Origin of the sequence: Burkholderia perseverans, assembly GCF_022870505.1 — a bacterium.
Classification (GTDB): domain Bacteria; phylum Pseudomonadota; class Gammaproteobacteria; order Burkholderiales; family Burkholderiaceae; genus Burkholderia; species Burkholderia plantarii.
Map to the genome: position 1 here is coordinate 1,735,483 of NZ_CP045093.1, position 16,402 is coordinate 1,751,884.

At 67.1% G+C, this 16,402-nt stretch carries 18 protein-coding genes; 8 read left to right on the plus strand and 10 right to left on the minus strand.

Going from position 1 to position 16,402, the window contains the following annotated elements; translation table 11 throughout:
* Window positions 1-3 precede the first annotated feature (3 nt).
* From BpN12_RS07245 to BpN12_RS07265, 5 genes are read right to left on the minus strand one after another with little or no spacing between them, the layout of a single operon-like run.
* A complete protein-coding gene (locus BpN12_RS07245) occupies window positions 4-210 on the minus strand; it encodes a hypothetical protein (RefSeq protein WP_246794597.1) in 207 nt (68 codons plus the stop codon).
* A complete protein-coding gene (locus BpN12_RS07250) occupies window positions 170-1,960 on the minus strand; it encodes a replication endonuclease (RefSeq protein ID WP_246794598.1) in 1,791 nt (596 codons plus the stop codon). The genes BpN12_RS07245 and BpN12_RS07250 overlap by 41 nt, the downstream gene beginning before the upstream one ends.
* Window positions 1,960-2,685 (minus strand): DNA adenine methylase, encoded by a 726-nt coding sequence (locus tag BpN12_RS07255; protein WP_246791774.1) that lies wholly within the window; start codon window positions 2,683-2,685, stop codon window positions 1,960-1,962. The genes BpN12_RS07250 and BpN12_RS07255 overlap by 1 nt, the downstream gene beginning before the upstream one ends.
* 56 nt (window positions 2,686-2,741) lie before the next feature.
* Window positions 2,742-2,945, minus strand: a complete 204-nt coding sequence (locus BpN12_RS07260; protein ID WP_246791775.1) for a hypothetical protein — start codon at window positions 2,943-2,945, stop codon at window positions 2,742-2,744.
* Window positions 2,946-2,947: 2 nt separating this feature from the next.
* Window positions 2,948-3,151: a hypothetical protein gene (locus BpN12_RS07265; protein ID WP_246791776.1), complete on the minus strand. Its 204-nt coding sequence runs from the start codon at window positions 3,149-3,151 to the stop codon at window positions 2,948-2,950.
* Window positions 3,152-3,372: 221 nt separating this feature from the next.
* On the opposite strand from BpN12_RS07265, the gene BpN12_RS07270 reads away from it, so the two are divergent.
* Window positions 3,373-3,777, plus strand: coding sequence for a DUF3693 domain-containing protein (locus BpN12_RS07270; protein ID WP_246791777.1), 405 nt, complete (start codon window positions 3,373-3,375; stop codon window positions 3,775-3,777).
* A gap of 107 nt (window positions 3,778-3,884) precedes the next feature.
* Here BpN12_RS07270 and BpN12_RS07275 read toward each other — a convergent pair whose 3' ends face one another.
* Complete coding sequence (locus BpN12_RS07275) at window positions 3,885-4,262, minus strand: nuclear transport factor 2 family protein (protein WP_246791778.1); 378 nt, start codon at window positions 4,260-4,262, stop codon at window positions 3,885-3,887.
* 566 nt (window positions 4,263-4,828) lie between these two features.
* Here BpN12_RS07275 and BpN12_RS07280 point away from each other — a divergent pair.
* The gene (locus BpN12_RS07280) at window positions 4,829-5,839 is read left to right on the plus strand and encodes a hypothetical protein (RefSeq protein ID WP_246791779.1); all 1,011 of its coding nucleotides are present in this window, start codon (window positions 4,829-4,831) and stop codon (window positions 5,837-5,839) included.
* Window positions 5,840-6,017: 178 nt separating this feature from the next.
* Window positions 6,018-6,425, plus strand: a complete 408-nt coding sequence (locus tag BpN12_RS07285) for a GFA family protein (RefSeq protein WP_246791780.1) — start codon at window positions 6,018-6,020, stop codon at window positions 6,423-6,425.
* A gap of 57 nt (window positions 6,426-6,482) precedes the next feature.
* Here the strand turns inward: BpN12_RS07285 and leuD are convergent, their stop codons facing one another.
* From leuD to BpN12_RS07305, 4 genes are all read right to left on the minus strand, one after another.
* Entirely contained in the window at window positions 6,483-7,115 is a 633-nt protein-coding gene (gene leuD, locus BpN12_RS07290; RefSeq protein ID WP_246791781.1) for a 3-isopropylmalate dehydratase small subunit, read from the minus strand.
* On the minus strand, window positions 7,115-8,542 hold the full coding sequence (gene leuC / locus BpN12_RS07295) for a 3-isopropylmalate dehydratase large subunit (protein WP_246791782.1): 1,428 nt from the start codon (window positions 8,540-8,542) through the stop codon (window positions 7,115-7,117). The genes leuD and leuC overlap by 1 nt, the downstream gene beginning before the upstream one ends.
* 146 nt (window positions 8,543-8,688) lie before the next feature.
* The gene (locus BpN12_RS07300) at window positions 8,689-10,074 is read right to left on the minus strand and encodes an MFS transporter (protein WP_246791783.1); all 1,386 of its coding nucleotides are present in this window, start codon (window positions 10,072-10,074) and stop codon (window positions 8,689-8,691) included.
* 234 nt (window positions 10,075-10,308) lie between these two features.
* Window positions 10,309-11,391: a porin gene (locus tag BpN12_RS07305; protein ID WP_246791784.1), complete on the minus strand. Its 1,083-nt coding sequence runs from the start codon at window positions 11,389-11,391 to the stop codon at window positions 10,309-10,311.
* A gap of 303 nt (window positions 11,392-11,694) precedes the next feature.
* Here BpN12_RS07305 and BpN12_RS07310 point away from each other — a divergent pair, with 303 nt between their 5' ends.
* From BpN12_RS07310 to BpN12_RS07330, 5 genes are all read left to right on the plus strand, one after another.
* Window positions 11,695-12,273: a UbiX family flavin prenyltransferase gene (locus tag BpN12_RS07310; protein WP_246791785.1), complete on the plus strand. Its 579-nt coding sequence runs from the start codon at window positions 11,695-11,697 to the stop codon at window positions 12,271-12,273.
* A gap of 194 nt (window positions 12,274-12,467) precedes the next feature.
* Entirely contained in the window at window positions 12,468-13,655 is a 1,188-nt protein-coding gene (locus tag BpN12_RS07315) for an FAD-dependent monooxygenase (protein ID WP_246791786.1), read from the plus strand.
* A 32-nt stretch (window positions 13,656-13,687) separates the two neighbouring features.
* Window positions 13,688-14,221: a VOC family protein gene (locus BpN12_RS07320; RefSeq protein WP_246791787.1), complete on the plus strand. Its 534-nt coding sequence runs from the start codon at window positions 13,688-13,690 to the stop codon at window positions 14,219-14,221.
* Window positions 14,218-15,570, plus strand: a complete 1,353-nt coding sequence (gene fahA / locus BpN12_RS07325) for a fumarylacetoacetase (protein WP_246791788.1) — start codon at window positions 14,218-14,220, stop codon at window positions 15,568-15,570. Before BpN12_RS07320 ends, fahA begins: the two co-directional genes overlap by 4 nt.
* Window positions 15,567-16,346, plus strand: a complete 780-nt coding sequence (locus BpN12_RS07330; protein ID WP_246791789.1) for an alpha/beta fold hydrolase — start codon at window positions 15,567-15,569, stop codon at window positions 16,344-16,346. The genes fahA and BpN12_RS07330 overlap by 4 nt, the downstream gene beginning before the upstream one ends.
* Window positions 16,347-16,402: the final 56 nt, after the last annotated feature.

The window sequence follows — 16,402 nt, forward strand, 5'->3', positions numbered from 1 at the left end:
CCGTTACAACGCTTCGACGGCGGCCACGAGCCGCGTCACTGCCGCGATCTGCTCGCGCGCCACCGCGCGCTCAAACGGCGACAGCTGATCGAATCGATCGCGCAGCGCCTTGGCGGCCCCCTTTGCCGTTTGCAGGGTTCCGTACTCGACCGCCACCGATTTCGCCGCTTCAGCAGGCCGCGAGCCCGCCGTATCGCTCTGCTCTTTCATAATCTGAAATCCACTCCGCTATACCGTCGTCATCGGCAGCACCGCCGCGCGTACAGTTATTGACACGAGTCCAAGCGCGGGCTGCGCCCGCTTGAACACCCTCGGCCACCCTGCGCGAGATGATTTCCCACGCGTGGCGAACGCTTTTCACCAGCACCTCAACGAACTTCTTCCGGTCCGGCACGATGCCGTCGCGGTACGTGATCCAGCCCACCGCGCGCACGCCGCGCACCACGTCGCCGAGCGGCTCGCCGTAGCGCCCCTCTCGCGAGTCCCACTCCCTCGCCAGCTGGATCGGCCGATCCTCGCGACGCGCGCCGATGCCGCCGTTCGCCTTGATGAACTTCGCCCACGACACCGCCGCGCGCTCGCCCTCGACCTGCTCGACCTTGTTGCACGCCTCGTGCGCCGCGCGCAGCGTGGCCGGCGCATCGGCCGGCACCTCATCGACCCGTCGCAGTTCGCGCCACACCGTGACGGGCGGCCCGCCGACCTGCTGGAACTGGCGAATGCGCCACGTCGCGGCCCACGCCTCGACGCGCGCCGACGATTCCAGCGCCGGGTTTCCGTACAGGTCATCGCCGACCTTGTAGCCGTCGATGTTCTTGCTGACGTACTTCGCGATGTAGGCCGCCGCACTGCCCTTGCTCCAATCGATCGGCTCGAAATCGCACCGGTGCGCCTTGGCGCCGCGCTCGCCCGGCGAATCGGCGAGTGCGTAGCGGCGCACGAGCGCGCACACGCGCGGCAGCGCCGCGCGCCGCTCGTCGCCGCGCCATGCCGGCGCGAAGAACACCAGCACGTGCCAATGCGGCGTGCCGTCGTGATTCGGCTCGGCGATCCGGAAGCCGTACCACTGCACGCCGACCCGGGCCAGCTTCGCGCGCAGCCGCGCGAACAGCTTCGCGAGATACGCCTGAGCCTCGCTCGGCTTCGTGCCGTCGTAATTCGGGTTCGCGCGCGCCTTCCCGCCGGCCTTGCGCCACTTGTGCATGCGGCTCGGACAGGTGATCGTGAAGAACAGGCCGACGTGGCCCAGGTCGCGCGCGATCGACTCGAAACCGGACACGCGCGTCATCAGCTCCGCGCGGCGAATCGCCTTGTTCGCGATGCCGCGCGCGGCCAGCTCGGCGAGCGTGAACTCGTCGCCGTCTTCGTTGCGCGCGATGGTCTGCTCCAACATCGCCTGATTCCGGCGCCGCTGCTGCGTGCGCCGGTCTAGCGACTCGTCGGACACGTACATGTCGCGCGCCACGTTCACGTAGCCGAGCGCGATGGCCGCCGCCTCGACGTGCTTCGCGTGCATGCGGCGCAGCGCTCGGCGCCACCATAGCGGGTCCGTCATGCGCTTTACTGCAGGAACGTCGCGCACGCCGCGAATCAGGCCGGTGCGCGGGTTCACGCGCTCGCGCGCGGGCGCTAGGCACTGGTGATTCAGCACCACGCGCTCCATCGCTTCGCGCGCGGCGCGCGGCTCGTGATAGACCTCGCCGAGCGCCGCGCACTCGGCCGCCAGCGCCGCCGCGCGCTCGCAGATCACCCCGTCGTTCGCGCCAAGCGGCATGCGAACGGCGTTCAGCTGATCGGTGAGGGAAAGCAGGAACAGGTTGGACTCGCGCCGCGCGTCCGGTGCCGCGCTCTCGCGCCGCTCGTCGTACTGATCGAGGATGCGCGAGCGCCAGCGCGGCGGGAGCCCCGCGACGCGCTCCGCGCTCCATTCGTCGTCAGTGGAGAGGCGGCGGTAGGCCATCAGCAATCGCCCATCGCCAATGTCAGCTGCTCACCAGTCCGCACCGCCGCGCCGGCATATACCGCCGGCGGCATCGATACTGCAGGCGATACCGGATCCTGCATCGCCGCCTGCGCCGATTCCAGCTCGAGCGAGTTCAGCTCCGCGAGAATGACCGCCCGCTCAGCTGCCGGCATCGCCCGAAGCCGCGCAGCCCACCGCGCGCGCTTGCGCTTGATCCGCTCGCGCTCCCTGTAGTTCGCGCCCACGTAGGAAAGATCGAACGGCACGGCCGGCGGATCGAAATTCATCCACACCGACTCGATCCGCACCCCGCCGTGCGTCATGGCCGGAAAATCCACCCGGCGCCAGCTCGAAAGAGCCGCGTCGTACAGCTCGCACCGGTATCCAGAAAGCATGGCTCGAGCTGGAATCGCCAGCAGCACCGATAGCAGATCCGCGTGCGCCTCATCGGACATTTCGAACCGGTAGATGCCCTTTTTCGTCCGCGTCGAATGCACGTATGGCGGGTCGCAGTACACCAGCTCGCGCCCCGTCCACTCCCGAGCCCTCAACCACGGTACCGCGTCGCCGTTCACGACGGTGGTGGCCACCATCGCCTTTTCCCAATGCATGCACACTGCAGGATCGCGATCAATGACGATGGTCGACGGCGCCGGCCGCTTGCGCTCAAGGATGTTTCCGCCACCCACGAACGCCTCAATGTACGTGTCGTGCTCCGGCATCAGATTGATTATCGTCTGGTAGACGCCCGCCCCACCTTTCCCGCCTGGATACCTCATCACCGCCCCCGCCCGCGCGGCGCGCGCCGATCACGCAGCACGCGGTAGATGCGTTCCAGCGCGGCATCGCCGAGCGGCGTGGCGCGCACGTTGAGCACGGCCGGCGGCCGGCGCGGAACGAACGACGCGTGAGAGGCGCCCAGGTAGCCCAGGTCGCCATCCTCGACGCGGTAGCCGATGTCGGCGAAGGCGCGCGAGGACATGATCACCACTCCCCGGCCATGCCGCCGAGTTTGCTAAGGCATTCCCGCGCGCTCTCGGCGCAAAGCACCGCCGCGTAGAAAGCCCCTTCCCGATCGCAAAACTGGTAATCGCGGATCGCCAGCTTCAGGCCGCCCCTGAAGATCTCGACGTAGAGCTGATCCGACACGCTCTCTCCCGGACGATTTTGTAACGGAATCTTGCTCATACCCATGCCCCATCAGACGCCCACCCGTATGAAGAAACGTCGCCCCGCGCCTTGCCAGATGGCCGTCTGGCGCCGGTTGGGTGGGTGATGGACCGGTGGCGCTAAGGGGCGACACCCGGAGAATAGTCAACCGCTCGACACGTTGTCAACTGCAAGACACGTTGAAACGGGTTGACGTTTGCCCTAATGTTCGGCCTGGGTGATTCAAAAAGGGTTTGGGAATGAAAACGACTGTCGATTACCTGGACGCGATCAAGGCGCGTCTTGACCTTCCGTCCGACTATGCCGTGGCAAAGGCCCTGCACCTGACGCGCGCCGCAGTCAGCAAGCAGCGCCTCGGGCACAGCGCGTTTGATGAAACCACCGCTTTGCGCGTCGCCGACATCCTCGGCCTCGACCCGATGGAAGTGATCGCGTCCGCGCACATTGAGCGCGCTCGCGACGAAGAAACCCGCCGGCTATGGGAGCGCGCATTGGGAAAAGTGACGGGGGCCGCAGCCACGGCCGCGTTCGCGGCCGTCATCATCACGGCGGCGTCCCCCTCGCCCGCTAAGGCATCGGCCCTTTCATTTGCTCCGGGTCTTTACCTTATGTCAAATTGCGAATCTGGCGAACGATCCTCCTGACGTCACGGTTACGCCTGCTTTCCGTCCCTTCGCGCATGGGCACCCTCAAGGTCGAACAGCGGTGTCCATGCGGATCCGGACCCGGATTCGGTCTGGGCGACTACGGATCAGTGTGCCGGTGGTATGGCGCCGGAATGCACCGAAAGCAAGCGCCACCGGTCATCGCAGCGCTGCCAAACGGCAAGCGCACGCGTATCGAAGGCCCGGTAGTCGCCGCAGGTCGTCATACGGATCGACAGATCCGCAAACACCAGTGCGACGTCGCCGCTGATTACGATTCGAGGCTCCGACCGCTCAGTACCGTGATAGTCCCAAACACCCTCGCGAATTCCGTCAAGGTAGCTCGTCTTCGAATCCGTGACGCCGCTCGAATGCATGTAAATCAGGCGATCGTGGAATAGCTCGTCGAGCACCTCGATATTCTTCTCGACCGCGGCGGCGTAACGACGATCCTCGCAGGCACGGATCTCGTCGAGTTCGTTCAACCTTTCCGTCATCACTCAAATTCCTTTTGGGTCGAAGTAAAGACTCATCGATTTGAAAACTCGTCTGGCCGCGTGCCGATGAAGACTCATTCATGCGAATCGGGCGTTGACCACCGCGGATAGTATTCGATGGACTCGATTGCTCGATATGGGTTCACCGGAAATTTATTGCGCTCGCACCTGACCGCAGGCGAGCAACGCGCGGATCTCGCTCACGGTGCCGCGCAAGCACCCTGCCGCCATCTCTGCCCCGCCCCTGTTCGCAGCGGCAACCAGATCGACCGCAGGTTCAGCCGGATTCATGACTCCGTCGCGTGAGCCACTCATCCGCACGAGGTGCCACATAACCCTGATCGCCAAGCCCGGCGGGTCATAAACCACCCATTTCGCGCAGCCGCGCAAGCGAGCGCCGACGATCCGGTCGCGTTCCGGCGAGATCCGTGGCACGGCGCCGACATGGCACGGAGTGTGAATGTCAACAGCGCGCCGGAGCACTCCGCTCGCGCGCTGCCGCTGTCGCAGCCATGGCATGGCATACCACCAGCAATCACGCAGGAGCCTCATCGATGTTTTTCAAACCCAAACAAACCCGCGATCTCACCGCGTCGTTTATCCACGAGCCAGAGGCGTTTCTGGGCAGGCAGGTCGTCGTACCCGACTTCGCGAAGGGCATCTCCGACAACTACACGTTCCACCACGATCCGAACTGGACGAAGCCGGTACCGGAAAACGAACGATCGGCGATGGACAAGATGCTTGGCCTTGCTAAGACGAAGATGGTCGCGCCGGAGACGCAACGAGAGTTAGCGCTGCGCAAGGCATCCGAAGTCATCAGCAGCAGCGGCCTGAAGACGCATTTCTTCAGGGTCATGGAAGACAGGGAGCGGAAGAACGTAGCCAATCTGACGCCCGATATGGAGGCTTACCGCAACAAACTGGAGGCCAAGCGGAGCAAGTACTACGCGGTTCCGACCGCACTGACGGAAAAACACAGTGTCAAGCTGGAGGGACTCGAGAAGGTCGTCAAGGCGTTCGAAGGCTTCGAGGCAAAGGATCGGGGTGAGAAGAACGAAGGGCAGGTAATGCAGGCAGGATATTTCCCGTACGAGCAGACATCGGTTGGCTTCACCAATCTCCACACCCGCAAGAACCAATCGGGCCGATGGGTGTTCACCGGTGCCATGAGCGGCTGCGCCATCGCGGTCGAGAACATCATGAACCAGCGCACGTCGTCAGCGGACAACGTCAATACCGACGCCCGCGCCCATCATTTCCCGAGCCCCGGATCCAATAGCGGCATGTTGGCGTCCTGGCTGCCCGACAGGCAACTGTCCGGCTGGTTCGGCTCGTCGGGGTACGGCGACAAGGTGAACGTGGAGGCCTTCAACGCGCTGCACGTGCATGGCCCGGACATCACGCTATACTCGCAGCGGCATGCGCGGAGCGCGAAAAATCCTGCCGATATCAAGGTGCAGGGCCTCAACGTGTTCACGGATGCCAGAAGGTCAATCAGCCATCTGACCGAGATGCTGGCCGAGAATAGTGACGTGCCACAAGGGTGGACGAAGCTGAAATAGCGGCACCAGATCGTATTCGTGCTGAACGGGTTTGAGGTTTTGCTTCGGAGATGGAAATCTCCGAAGCCCGTTTCCGCAAGTCGGGCAAGGCCTCGTCGCCGCCACCGAATCCGCTATCATCGCAGCCGGCAACGGCGAGCCCATCGGCCAGCCGGCCCGTCAAAGGAAGTCACGCGACATGAATACGCCCTTCACCGGCGGATGCGCCTGCGGATCGATCCGCTACGCAGGCTCGCAGGCGCCCGTCGCAATGCTGAACTGTCATTGTCTCGACTGCCAGCGCTCGAGCGGCGCGCCGTTCGCGTCCGGCTTCATCGTCCGCGTGTCGGACGTCACGGTCACCGGCACGCCGAAGACGTACACGGTTCGCGCCGGCAGCGGCAAGCTCGCGACGCGCAGCTTCTGTGCCGATTGCGGCACGCCGCTGTTCACCCACGGCGAGGCGGCGCAGGCAGTCATGTCGATCCGTTTTCCCACGCTGGACGATCCATCGGCGTTCCGGCCGATGCTCGATATCTGGACCGCGAGCGCCCAGCCATGGGTTTGCCTCGATCAGGCGGTGCCGCACTTTCCGCAGTCGCCCTGATTCCACCGGCAAATTCCACCGGCACATAAGGCGGAGCTACCCGCCCCCACCCCACCCTCACACCCAAGGCGAGCGCCCCAAATGCCCCGCCTCGAACGCCCGGATCATCTCGGCCACCCCGAGCGTCAAACCCGTTTCGTCGAGCCCTTCGAGCAGCAAGGCCTTCAACGCCGGCGCGATATCGAACCGCCAGCACGCCCCCTCCGGCGTCGTCACCGTCTGCGCGGGCAGATCGACACTCAGGCGATACCCGGGCGTGGCCTGCACCTCGTGCATCAGCTGTTCGATCCGCTCGCCGCTCAACTGCACCGGCAGCAGCCCGTTCTTGCAGCAGTTCCCGAAGAAGATGTCCGCGAAACTCTCGGCCACCAGCACGCGCAGCCCATATTGATGAAGTGCCCAGGGCGCATGCTCGCGCGAACTCCCGCAGCCAAAGTTGCGCCGCGCAAGCAGCACCGAAGCCCCCGCATAACGCGGCTGGTTCAGCACGAAACCGGGCTCCGGGCTGCGCTCGTGCGCGGGTTTTCCGTAATAACCGGGATCGCGATAGCGCCACGCATCGAACAGATGCGGCCCGAAGCCGGTGCGCGCGATCGACTTCATGAACTGCTTCGGCATGATCGCGTCGGTGTCGACGTTGTCGCGATCGAGCGGCACGACCAGGCCGTCATGGCGAACGAGCGGTTCCATCAGCGTGCTCCCGTGGTGCCGGCGAACTGCCGGACGTCGACGAAACGGCCCGCGAGCGCGGCGGCCGCGGCCATGGCCGGGCTCACCAGATGCGAGCGGCCGCCGGCGCCCTGCCGGCCCTCGAAATTGCGGTTCGAGGTGGATGCCACGCGCTCGCCGGGCTCGAGCCGGTCCGCGTTCATCGCCAGGCACATCGAGCAGCCGGGCTCGCGCCATTCGAAGCCCGCGGCAAGGAAAACCTCGTGCAGCCCTTCCGCCTCGGCCTCGCGCCGGACCTGCCGCGAGCCCGGCACCGCCAGCGCGAGGCGCACGTTCGGCGCGAGCCGACCGCCCGCGGCGCGCAGCACGTCGGCAGCCGCGCGCAAGTCCTCGAGCCGCCCGTTGGTGCAGGAGCCGATGAACACCTTGTCGATCATGATCGATTCGATCGGCGTGCCGGCGGCCAGCGCCATGTAGTCGAGCGCGCGCGCCCACGATGCGCGGCGCCCTTCGTCGCCGAGGCTGGCCGGATCGGGCACGCGGCCGTCGATGCCGGCGACCATCTCGGGCGAGGTGCCCCACGTCACCTGCGGCACGAGCGTCGAGACGTCGAGCGAGATCTCGGCGTCGAAGCGCGCGCCGGAGTCCGAGCGCAACTCGCGCCATGCCTGCTCGCAGCGCTGCCACGCGGCGCCGCGCGGGGCCAGCTCGCGCGTGCGGCAGTAGTCGAGCGTGACGTCGTCCACGGCGATCAGCCCGGCGCGCGCGCCCGCTTCGATCGACATGTTGCAGAGCGTCATGCGCCCTTCCATCGTCAAGGCCCGCACCACGGGGCCGGCGAACTCGATCGCGAAGCCGGTGGCGCCGGCCGTGCCGAGCGCGCCGATCACGGCCAGCGCGACGTCCTTGGCCGCGCAGCCGGCGGGCAGCACGCCCTCCACGTTGACGCGCAGCGTGCGGCTGCGCCGCGTGAGGAGCGTCTGGGTGGCGAGCACGTGCTCGATCTCGGAGGTGCCGATGCCGAACGCGAGCGCCCCGAGCGCGCCGTGCGTGCTGGTATGCGAATCGCCGCAGACGATCGTCATGCCCGGCAGCGTGCTGCCGCGCTCGGGCGCGATCACATGGACGATGCCCTGCCCTGCATCATCCATCCCGTGATGCTCGATGCCGGTGCGCTCGCAGTTCTCGCGCAGCGCCTCGACCTGCACGCGCGAGAGCGGATCGGCGATGCCGAACTCGCGCGCGGTGGTGGGCACGTTGTGGTCGGCCACGGCCACGTTCGCGCGCGGCCGCCATATGGGTCGCGCGGCCAGCCGCAGCGATTCGAATGCCTGCGGGCTCGTCACCTCGTTCAGCAGATGCCGGTCGATATACAGCAGCGTCGTGCCGTCCGCGTCGGTGCGAACGACATGCGCGTCGAAGATCTTGTCGTACAGGGTCTGGCTCATCGGTGGGGAGTCTCGCGCGTACCGGGCGAAGCCGGCACTTGATAAGGATGACTGATCAGCATGGCTGCCAATCGCGATTTGAACCAATCGCATCGCCGCGCAACACGGCCGGCCACCGCGCATGCCACGCGGCGGCCGCGTGCCGCTCAGGAGTCGTGCAGCAGCGAACGCCGGACCGGATCGGCGGCGGAATCCGCGGCGGGCCGCTCGGCGAAGCGGGTCCGGTAGCGCAGCGCGAGCAGCGTCGAGAACACGGCGGCGATCACGAACAGCAGCGACGCGGCGTAGAACAGCTGCGTGACCGGCAGGTGCATCGACAGCAGCACGCCGCCCACCACCGGCCCGGCCACCGAGCCGATCTTGCCGACCGAGATCGCACTGCCGACGCCGGCCGAGCGGAACGAGGTCGGATAGATCATGCCGGCCACGGCATACAGCCCGTATTGCGCGCCCACCACGCAGAAGCCGGCCGCGAACACGGCCGCCATCAGCCAGCCCTGCGAGCCGCCGTGGCCGAGCAGCGCGACGATCGGAAAGCCGATCACGGGCAGCGAGATGATGGCGAGCACGCCGTGCCGGTCCACGAACCGGCAAAGGATCAGCCCGCCCAGCACGCCGCCCACCGAGAACATCATGGTGATGAGCCCGGCCCCGCTCGGGTCGATCCCCATCCCTTCCATCAGGATCGGCAGCCAGTTCTGCAGGAAATACAGCGCCATCGAGTTCGCGATGAACACGATCCACAAGAGCGGCGTGATCACGGCAAGGCCGTCGGAAAAAATCAGCCGCAGCGAGAACGGCTGCTTTTCGCGCACTTCGCCGGGCACGAACCGCGCGTCGGCGGGAATCTCGAGCTCGGGCCGCAGCCGCATCACGAGGCGGCGCAGCCGCTGCGGATCGCGCTGCCGGATCACCAGCAGCTTGGCCGACTCGGGCAGCGTCAACATCAGCAGCACGGCCACCAGCAGCGAGCCGCCGCCGCCGATCGCGAACATCACCGGCCAGCCGAAGCGGTGGATCAACGCCGACGAAACGAGGCCGCCCGATCCGGCGCCGATCGAAAACCCGGAGAACATCAGCGTGACCCAGGTGGCGCGCAGCCGTTTCGGCGCGTACTCGGCCACCAGCGCGACCGAGTTCGGCACCACGCCGCCCATCCCGATGCCGGCCAGGAAGCGCAGCGGCATCAGCGCCTGCAGCGAGGTGGCCCAGACCGAGACGTAGGTCAGCAGCCCGAAGCACAGGCTGCCGATGATGATCGCGCGCTTGCGGCCGAGCCGGTCGCCGAGATAACCGAAGATGAACGACCCGATCAGCGTGCCGAGCAGCCCCGCGCCGAACACGGGGCCGAATCCGCCGCGCGCGACGTGCCAGGCCTTGATCAGGGCGGGCGCCGCGAACGATACGGCCGTCTGGTCGTAACCGTCCATCAGCATGATCAGGAAACACCAGAACAGCAGGCCGACGGCGAAACGCCCCGGCTTCTGCTGTTCGATCAGTGTCGCGATGTTGAAAGTCCGGTCTGCTTGCATGTCTGTCCCATGTACCTCGCGCCGGCGCGCGCACCACCAGGGTGAGCGCGCCGCGCGATTCGTTGCTGCCGTGCCGCGCGTCGCTCCGCCGGAGTCAAAATATAAGAGGCGGCCCCGCGCGGTTCAATCAAAAAATAGCGATGAAGAGATCGAGAATCGTGAACAATCGCCGGGCCATCGCCTGGCTATTGGTTGGCCACTGGTGTCGATGCCGTGCGTTGCCTCCGTGTCAGGTCAGAACGTGTGATTGACGCCGATGCGCGCCACCGTCTGGCTGCCGCTCGACGACGCCAGATAGTTGAACTGCGCGGCCCGCGCGCCCGGTCCCGAGGCATGCTGCAGGCCGACGCCCGCGTACACCTGGGTACTCTTCGACAGGTAGTCGGTCAGGAACAGGTTGTACTGGTTGATGGTGATGCCCTGGAACAGCGAGTGGTCCCACGACAGGCCGAGGATGTAAAAGCCGTGCCCGCCCACGTCGATGTTCACGCCGGTCTGGTAGTTGTTGAGCCGCGCCTCGCCGCTGGCGTTCTGGAGCGACACGCCCGAATACGTGAAGTGCGGCGTGAACAGGCCCACCTTCACCGAGCCGCCGATCGCGAGCGAGCTGTAGCGGCTCGCGTTGAACATAGTGCCCTGCTTCAATGGCTGGCCGAGCAGCGAATTGAGGCTGAAGACGCCGAAGGTGTCGGCGGTCCGGTTGTGCGACATGGTGTAGGCCGCGCCGATCCGCACCCGCTCGTCGCCGTACTGCGCGCCGGCGCTGTACTGGCGCCCGGCGCTGAAATTCCCGGCCTGGTTGCCGAACGCGTTCATCACGCCGGCCTGGAAGCCGTGGTAGTTGATGGTCTCGAACTTCACGGCGTTGTTCAGCGCGTGGTTGTTGGCCAGCCCGTCGAGGTTGCCCGGCGTGTAGAACGACGAGATGCCCGGGATCGAGTTGTTCAGCGCCCCGACGTACTGGTAGATGTAGTCGTTGATGTTGCCGAAGCTGATCGCGCCGAGGCGGTCGTTGGCGAGGCCGACGTAGGTCTCGCGGTTGAAGAAGCTGGTCGGGTTGATCTGCGCGCCGGTGTTGGTGACGAAGCCCGATTCGAGCCGCGCGAACGCGGTGTTGCCGCCGCCCAGTGCCTCCCGCACCAGGATGCCCCAGCGGTCGGGCTGACGCTTGCCCGACGATTCCTGGAACATCTGCTTGCCCTGCGCATTCGATACGTAGTCCAGGCCGACGTCGATACTGCCATACAAGGTGACGGACGACTGCGCGTAGACCGATCCGGCAAGGATCGCGGCGCAACCTCCGACGAGCGGACGCATGTTCAACGGTTGTCTCCAATTTTTTGTCGTTCGCCGGTTGCCCGATCGCCCCGGCGCCGCGCGTCGAGGCCGGGGTGTCTGTGCTGTCCGATCCGCCGTGCCTCGATGCCGGGGAAAGTCTAACGGCTCCGATTGGCATTTTGAATCGCGAATTGTTTATCAAGCGATCGAACAATCCGAATACTCGATCAGGGTAATTACCCGGTAAATGCGAAATCACGGCTTTCGATTCGAATGCGTTGAATCGGCGTGCTAACATCCGCCCCATCGTGATCCGGTCACGGTATTCATCGGAGAAAACAGATGCATTTCAGCGGAGTATCGCCGCGCCGCCTCATCGTGGGCATCAGCGGCGCGTCGGGTGTCGTGTACGGGGTGCGGCTGCTGCAATTGCTCAGACAGCTCGAGATCGAATCGCATCTGGTGATGAGCCGCTCGGCGCAGGTCACGCTCGCGCACGAGTCGCCGCACAGCGTGGCCGAGGTGCGGGCGCTGGCCACCGTCAGCTATCCGAACACCGACATCGGCGCGGCGATCTCGAGCGGCTCGTTCCCGGTGATGGGCATGATCGTCGCGCCGTGCTCGATCCGCACCCTCTCGGAAGTGGCCACCGGCGTGACCAGCAGCCTGCTGTCGCGCGCCGCGGACGTCACGCTCAAGGAGCGCCGGCGGCTCGTGCTGATGGTGCGCGAGACGCCGCTGCACCTCGGCCACCTGCGCAGCATGGCCAGCGTGACCGAGGCCGGCGCGATCGTCTACCCGCCGGTACCGGCGTTCTACGCGAACCCCGAATCGCTCGACGAGATGGTCGACCACACGCTCGGGCGCGTGCTCGACCTGTTTGGCATCGAGTCCCCGGTGGTGCATCGCTGGGGCATGTGAGCGGGCCGCCGGCGGCCACCGGCATTATCAAATTTCATCAATAAGGCGTTCGAATTCTTTTGCTTCTTTCCAGTCCTGCGTTGTTTTAAAGTGGTTCCGCCTTTAGTGCGAAACACAATTCAAAAGACTTATCGATGGATTGATAAATAATCCCGATAAGCGCAGCGTCTTTACGAAAGAGGTCGAATCGTCGAATGAAAATCGTCATTGCAGGAGCCGGAATCGGCGGCCTGACGGCCGGGGCCGCGTTGTTGAAACACGGCTTCGACGTCACCATCCTTGAACAGGCCAGGGCGCTCGGGGAAATCGGCGCGGGCGTGCAGTTGAGCCCGAACGCGACGCGCGTGCTGTACCGGCTCGGCGTGGGCACGAAGCTCGAGGGCCTCGCCTGCGAGCCGCCCGGCAAGCGCGTGCGACTGTGGAGCACCGGCCAGACCTGGCCGCTGTTCGATCTCGGCGCGGCTTCGCGCGAGGTCTATGGTTTTCCCTATCTGACCGTGCATCGCGCCGACCTGCACGAGGCGCTGGTGGACGCCGTGCGTGCGTTCGGCCCGGAGCGGATCCGGCTCGACCAGAAGGTCGAAGCGGTCGAGCAGCGCGACGGCAAGGTCACGGTGCAGACCGTGTCGGGCGCCGTCTACGAGGCGGACCTGCTGATCGGCGCGGACGGCGTGCATTCGCGCGTGCGCCGCGCCCTGTTCGGCGCCGACGAGCCGGTCTATTCGGGCGTGATGGCCTGGCGCGGCGTGATCGACGTCGAGAAGCTGCCCGCGCACCTGCGCACGCCCTACGGCACCAACTGGGTCGGCCCCGGCGCGCACGTGATCCACTATCCGCTGCGCGGCCACCAGCTGATCAACTTCGTCGGCGCGGTCGAGCGCGACGGCTGGCAGGTGGAGTCGTGGTCGGAGCGCGGCACGATCGATGAATGCCTGGCCGATTTCGACGGCTGGCACGAGGACGTGCGCACCATGATCGCGGCGATCGACGTGCCCTACAAATGGGCCTTGATGATCCGCGAGCCGATGGCGCGCTGGAGCGTCGGCCACGCGACGCTGCTCGGCGACGCCTGCCACCCGACGCTGCCGTTCCTCGCGCAGGGCGCCGGCATGGCGCTCGAGGACGGCTACCTGATCGCGCGCTGCCTGGCCCGCCATCGCCACGACGCGCCGCGGGCGCTGGCGCGCTACGAGGCGCTGCGCCTCGAACGCACGGCGCGCATCGTGCGCGGCTCGGCCGCCAACACCCAGCGCTTCCACAATCCCGCGCTCGCGCACGCCGAGGGCGCGGCCGAGTACGTCGACCGCGAGTGGAGCGAGGCGCGTGTGAAGGAACGCTACAACTGGCTGTTCGAATACGACGTCGACGCCGTCGAGATCTGAGCGGCACCGCCGCCGCATCAAGGAGACATCGCATGACCACCACCCTGCCGCCGGTACTGGGCCTGCACCACTTCGCGTGGCGCTGCCGCAATGCCGAGGAAACGCGCCATTTCTACGAGGACATCCTCGGCCTGCCGCTGGTCCATCTGATCCGGCTCGACCGCGTGCCGAGCACCGGCGAGTACTGCCCCTACGTCCATCTGTTCTTCGAGATGGCGGACGGCTCGAACATCGCGTTCTTCGATCTCGGCGACGACACCGCCGCCGAGCCGTCGCCGAACACGCCGCCTTGGGTCAACCACATCGCGCTGCGCCTGGCCACGCTCGACCAGCTCGAAACCATGAAGCAGCGCCTCGTCGAGCACGGCATCGAGGTGCTCGGCGTGACCGACCATCACTTCGTGCGCTCGATCTACTTCTTCGACCCGAACGGCTTCCGCCTCGAACTGACGGTGCCGGTGGCGCCCGCCGAGACGCTCGAACGCTATCGCGGCGAGGCGCACGGCGCACTCAGGGACTGGCTCGGCGAACGCGGCAAGTCCCGCCCGGAGACGCCGCGCGCATGAGCGACCTGAACCTCACCCACGATCCGGCGCGGCGCAGCTGGATCGAATCGGCGAACCATGCCGATACCGATTTCCCGATCCAGAACCTGCCGTTCGGCAGCGTCGAGCGCGACGGCCGGGCCCGCGCCGCGGTCGCGATCGGCGAGCAGCTGGTCGATCTGTCGGCGCTGGCCGCGAGCGGCCTGCTCACGCCCGGCAGCGATGCTGCGCTGGCCTGCGAGGCGGCCGGCGACGGCACGCTGAACCGCCTGATGGCGATGCCGGCGCGCTACCCGAGCGCGCTGCGCGCGGCGCTCTCGGATCTGCTGAAAAGCGACGCGCCGCAACGCGCGCGCCTCGAGCAGCAGGCCGACGCGCTGCTGCCGCGCATCGACGCCATCACGCCGCGCCTGCCCTGCGAGGTCGGCGACTACACCGACTTCCTCACCTCGCTGCATCACACCGAGCGGCACGGCCGCTACAAGGGGCTGGCCGACCCGCTGCCGCCCGCCTTCAAGTCGCTGCCGATCGCCTATCACGGCCGCGCCTCGTCGCTGCGCGTGAGCGGCGGCGAGATCCGGCGCCCGCACGGCCAGTATCGCGACGCGGACGGCCGGATCGTGTTCGGCCCGGCGCCCGCGCTCGATTTCGAACTCGAGCTGGCCGCCTGGATCGGCGAAGGCAACGCGCTGACGCAGCCGATCCCGGTGGATGCCGCGCACCGGCACATCTTCGGCTATTCGCTGCTGAACGACTGGTCCGCCAAGAGCATCCAGTGGTTCGAGCAGGTGCTCGGGCCGTTCCTCGGCAAGAGCTTCCATTCGAGCGTGTCGCCGTGGATCGTCACGGCCGAGGCGCTCGCGCCGTTCCGCAAGGCGCCGCCGGCGCGCGCGGCTGGCGATCCGCCGCCGCCCGCGCACCTGGTCGGCGAACGCGACGCGCGCGAGGGCGGGCTGCATCTGGCGCTGCACGCGCAGCTGTCCACGCGGCAGTCGCGCGAGGCCGGCCTCGCCGCGCTGCCGATCACGCATACCCATCTCGACAACCTGTACTGGACCTTCGCGCAGATGGTCGCCCATCACACCAGCAACGGCTGCAACCTGCGGCCCGGCGACCTGCTCGGCAGCGGCACGATCTCCGGCGCGGCCGACGAGGCGCGCGCCTGCCTGACCGAGCTGACCCATGCCGGCCGCGACCCGCTGCGCCTGCCGACCGGCGAGACGCGCACCGGCCTCGAGGACGGCGACGAAATCGTGCTGAGCGCGCGCGCCGCGAAGCCGGGCGCGGTGTCGATCGGCTTCGGCGAATGCCGCGGCCGGATCGCGGCGGCGCTGCCATATCCGCTCGGCGGCACGGAGGCCACGGCATGACCGACACGCTCAACGGCTACGTGCTGGCCGGCGACGGGCCGCGCAAGGTGCTCGTGATGAGCGGCTGGTTCGGCAGCGCCGACGACTGGCAGCCGCTCGTGCCGGCGCTCGACACCGACACGTTCAGCTACCTGTTGTTCGACTATCGCGGCTACGGCCGCTCGCGCGGGCGCGACGGCGCGTTCACGTTCGAGGAGGCCGCGGGCGACGCGCTCGCGCTGGCCGACCATCTCGGCTGGGACCGCTTCAGCGTGATCGGCCACTCGATGGGCGGCGTGGCGATCCAGCGCCTGCTGCTGGCCGCGCCCGAACGCATCGAGCGCATGGCGGGCGTGTGCGCCGTGCCGGCCTGCGGCTCGCGGATGGACGAGACGCGGCTGGCCGCGTTCCGCGCCGTGGTGGACGACGTCGAGCGGCGCGCCGCGATCATCGCGTTCTCCACCGGCAACCGGCTCGCGCCGCGCTGGAGCCGGCATCTGGCGAGCGAATCGATGCGGCTCGCGCGCGACGACGCGTTCGCGGCCTATCTCCCGCACTGGGCGGCCAGCGATTTTTCCGCCGAGCTGGCCGCCGAAGTGGCCCGCAACCCGGTGCCGGTGAAGCTGCTGATCGGCGAGCACGATCCGACGCTGACCGCCGAGCTGATGGCCCGCACCTGGCTCGCCTGGTATCCGGGCGCGACGCTGCAGACGCTGCCCAACGCGGGCCATTACCCGATGTACGAAGTGCCGGTGGCGCTCGCCACCGCGCTCGAGGACTGGCTGAAGGCGGCCTGACCCGGGCCCGATCGCGTGGCGTCGCGCGCGGCGGCCCGCCGTCGCCGCGCGAAGCC

Bases quoted from the DNA above. Each gene is read 5' to 3' on its own strand.
- BpN12_RS07245 (WP_246794597.1), bottom strand. From the start codon at position 210: ATGAAAGAGCAGAGCGATACGGCGGGCTCGCGGCCTGCTGAAGCGGCG.
- BpN12_RS07265 (WP_246791776.1), bottom strand. From the start codon at position 3,151: ATGAGCAAGATTCCGTTACAAAATCGTCCGGGAGAGAGCGTGTCGGAT.
- BpN12_RS07305 (WP_246791784.1), bottom strand. From the start codon at position 11,391: ATGCGTCCGCTCGTCGGAGGTTGCGCCGCGATCCTTGCCGGATCGGTC.
- BpN12_RS07310 (WP_246791785.1), top strand. From the start codon at position 11,695: ATGCATTTCAGCGGAGTATCGCCGCGCCGCCTCATCGTGGGCATCAGC.
- BpN12_RS07320 (WP_246791787.1), top strand. From the start codon at position 13,688: ATGACCACCACCCTGCCGCCGGTACTGGGCCTGCACCACTTCGCGTGG.
- BpN12_RS07315 (WP_246791786.1), top strand. From the start codon at position 12,468: ATGAAAATCGTCATTGCAGGAGCCGGAATCGGCGGCCTGACGGCCGGG.
- BpN12_RS07285 (WP_246791780.1), top strand. From the start codon at position 6,018: ATGAATACGCCCTTCACCGGCGGATGCGCCTGCGGATCGATCCGCTAC.
- BpN12_RS07255 (WP_246791774.1), bottom strand. From the start codon at position 2,685: ATGCCGGAGCACGACACGTACATTGAGGCGTTCGTGGGTGGCGGAAAC.
- leuC (WP_246791782.1), bottom strand. From the start codon at position 8,542: ATGAGCCAGACCCTGTACGACAAGATCTTCGACGCGCATGTCGTTCGC.
- BpN12_RS07260 (WP_246791775.1), bottom strand. From the start codon at position 2,945: ATGTCCTCGCGCGCCTTCGCCGACATCGGCTACCGCGTCGAGGATGGC.
- BpN12_RS07280 (WP_246791779.1), top strand. From the start codon at position 4,829: ATGTTTTTCAAACCCAAACAAACCCGCGATCTCACCGCGTCGTTTATC.
- BpN12_RS07300 (WP_246791783.1), bottom strand. From the start codon at position 10,074: ATGCAAGCAGACCGGACTTTCAACATCGCGACACTGATCGAACAGCAG.
- BpN12_RS07250 (WP_246794598.1), bottom strand. From the start codon at position 1,960: ATGGCCTACCGCCGCCTCTCCACTGACGACGAATGGAGCGCGGAGCGC.
- BpN12_RS07270 (WP_246791777.1), top strand. From the start codon at position 3,373: ATGAAAACGACTGTCGATTACCTGGACGCGATCAAGGCGCGTCTTGAC.
- leuD (WP_246791781.1), bottom strand. From the start codon at position 7,115: ATGGAACCGCTCGTTCGCCATGACGGCCTGGTCGTGCCGCTCGATCGC.
- BpN12_RS07330 (WP_246791789.1), top strand. From the start codon at position 15,567: ATGACCGACACGCTCAACGGCTACGTGCTGGCCGGCGACGGGCCGCGC.
- fahA (WP_246791788.1), top strand. From the start codon at position 14,218: ATGAGCGACCTGAACCTCACCCACGATCCGGCGCGGCGCAGCTGGATC.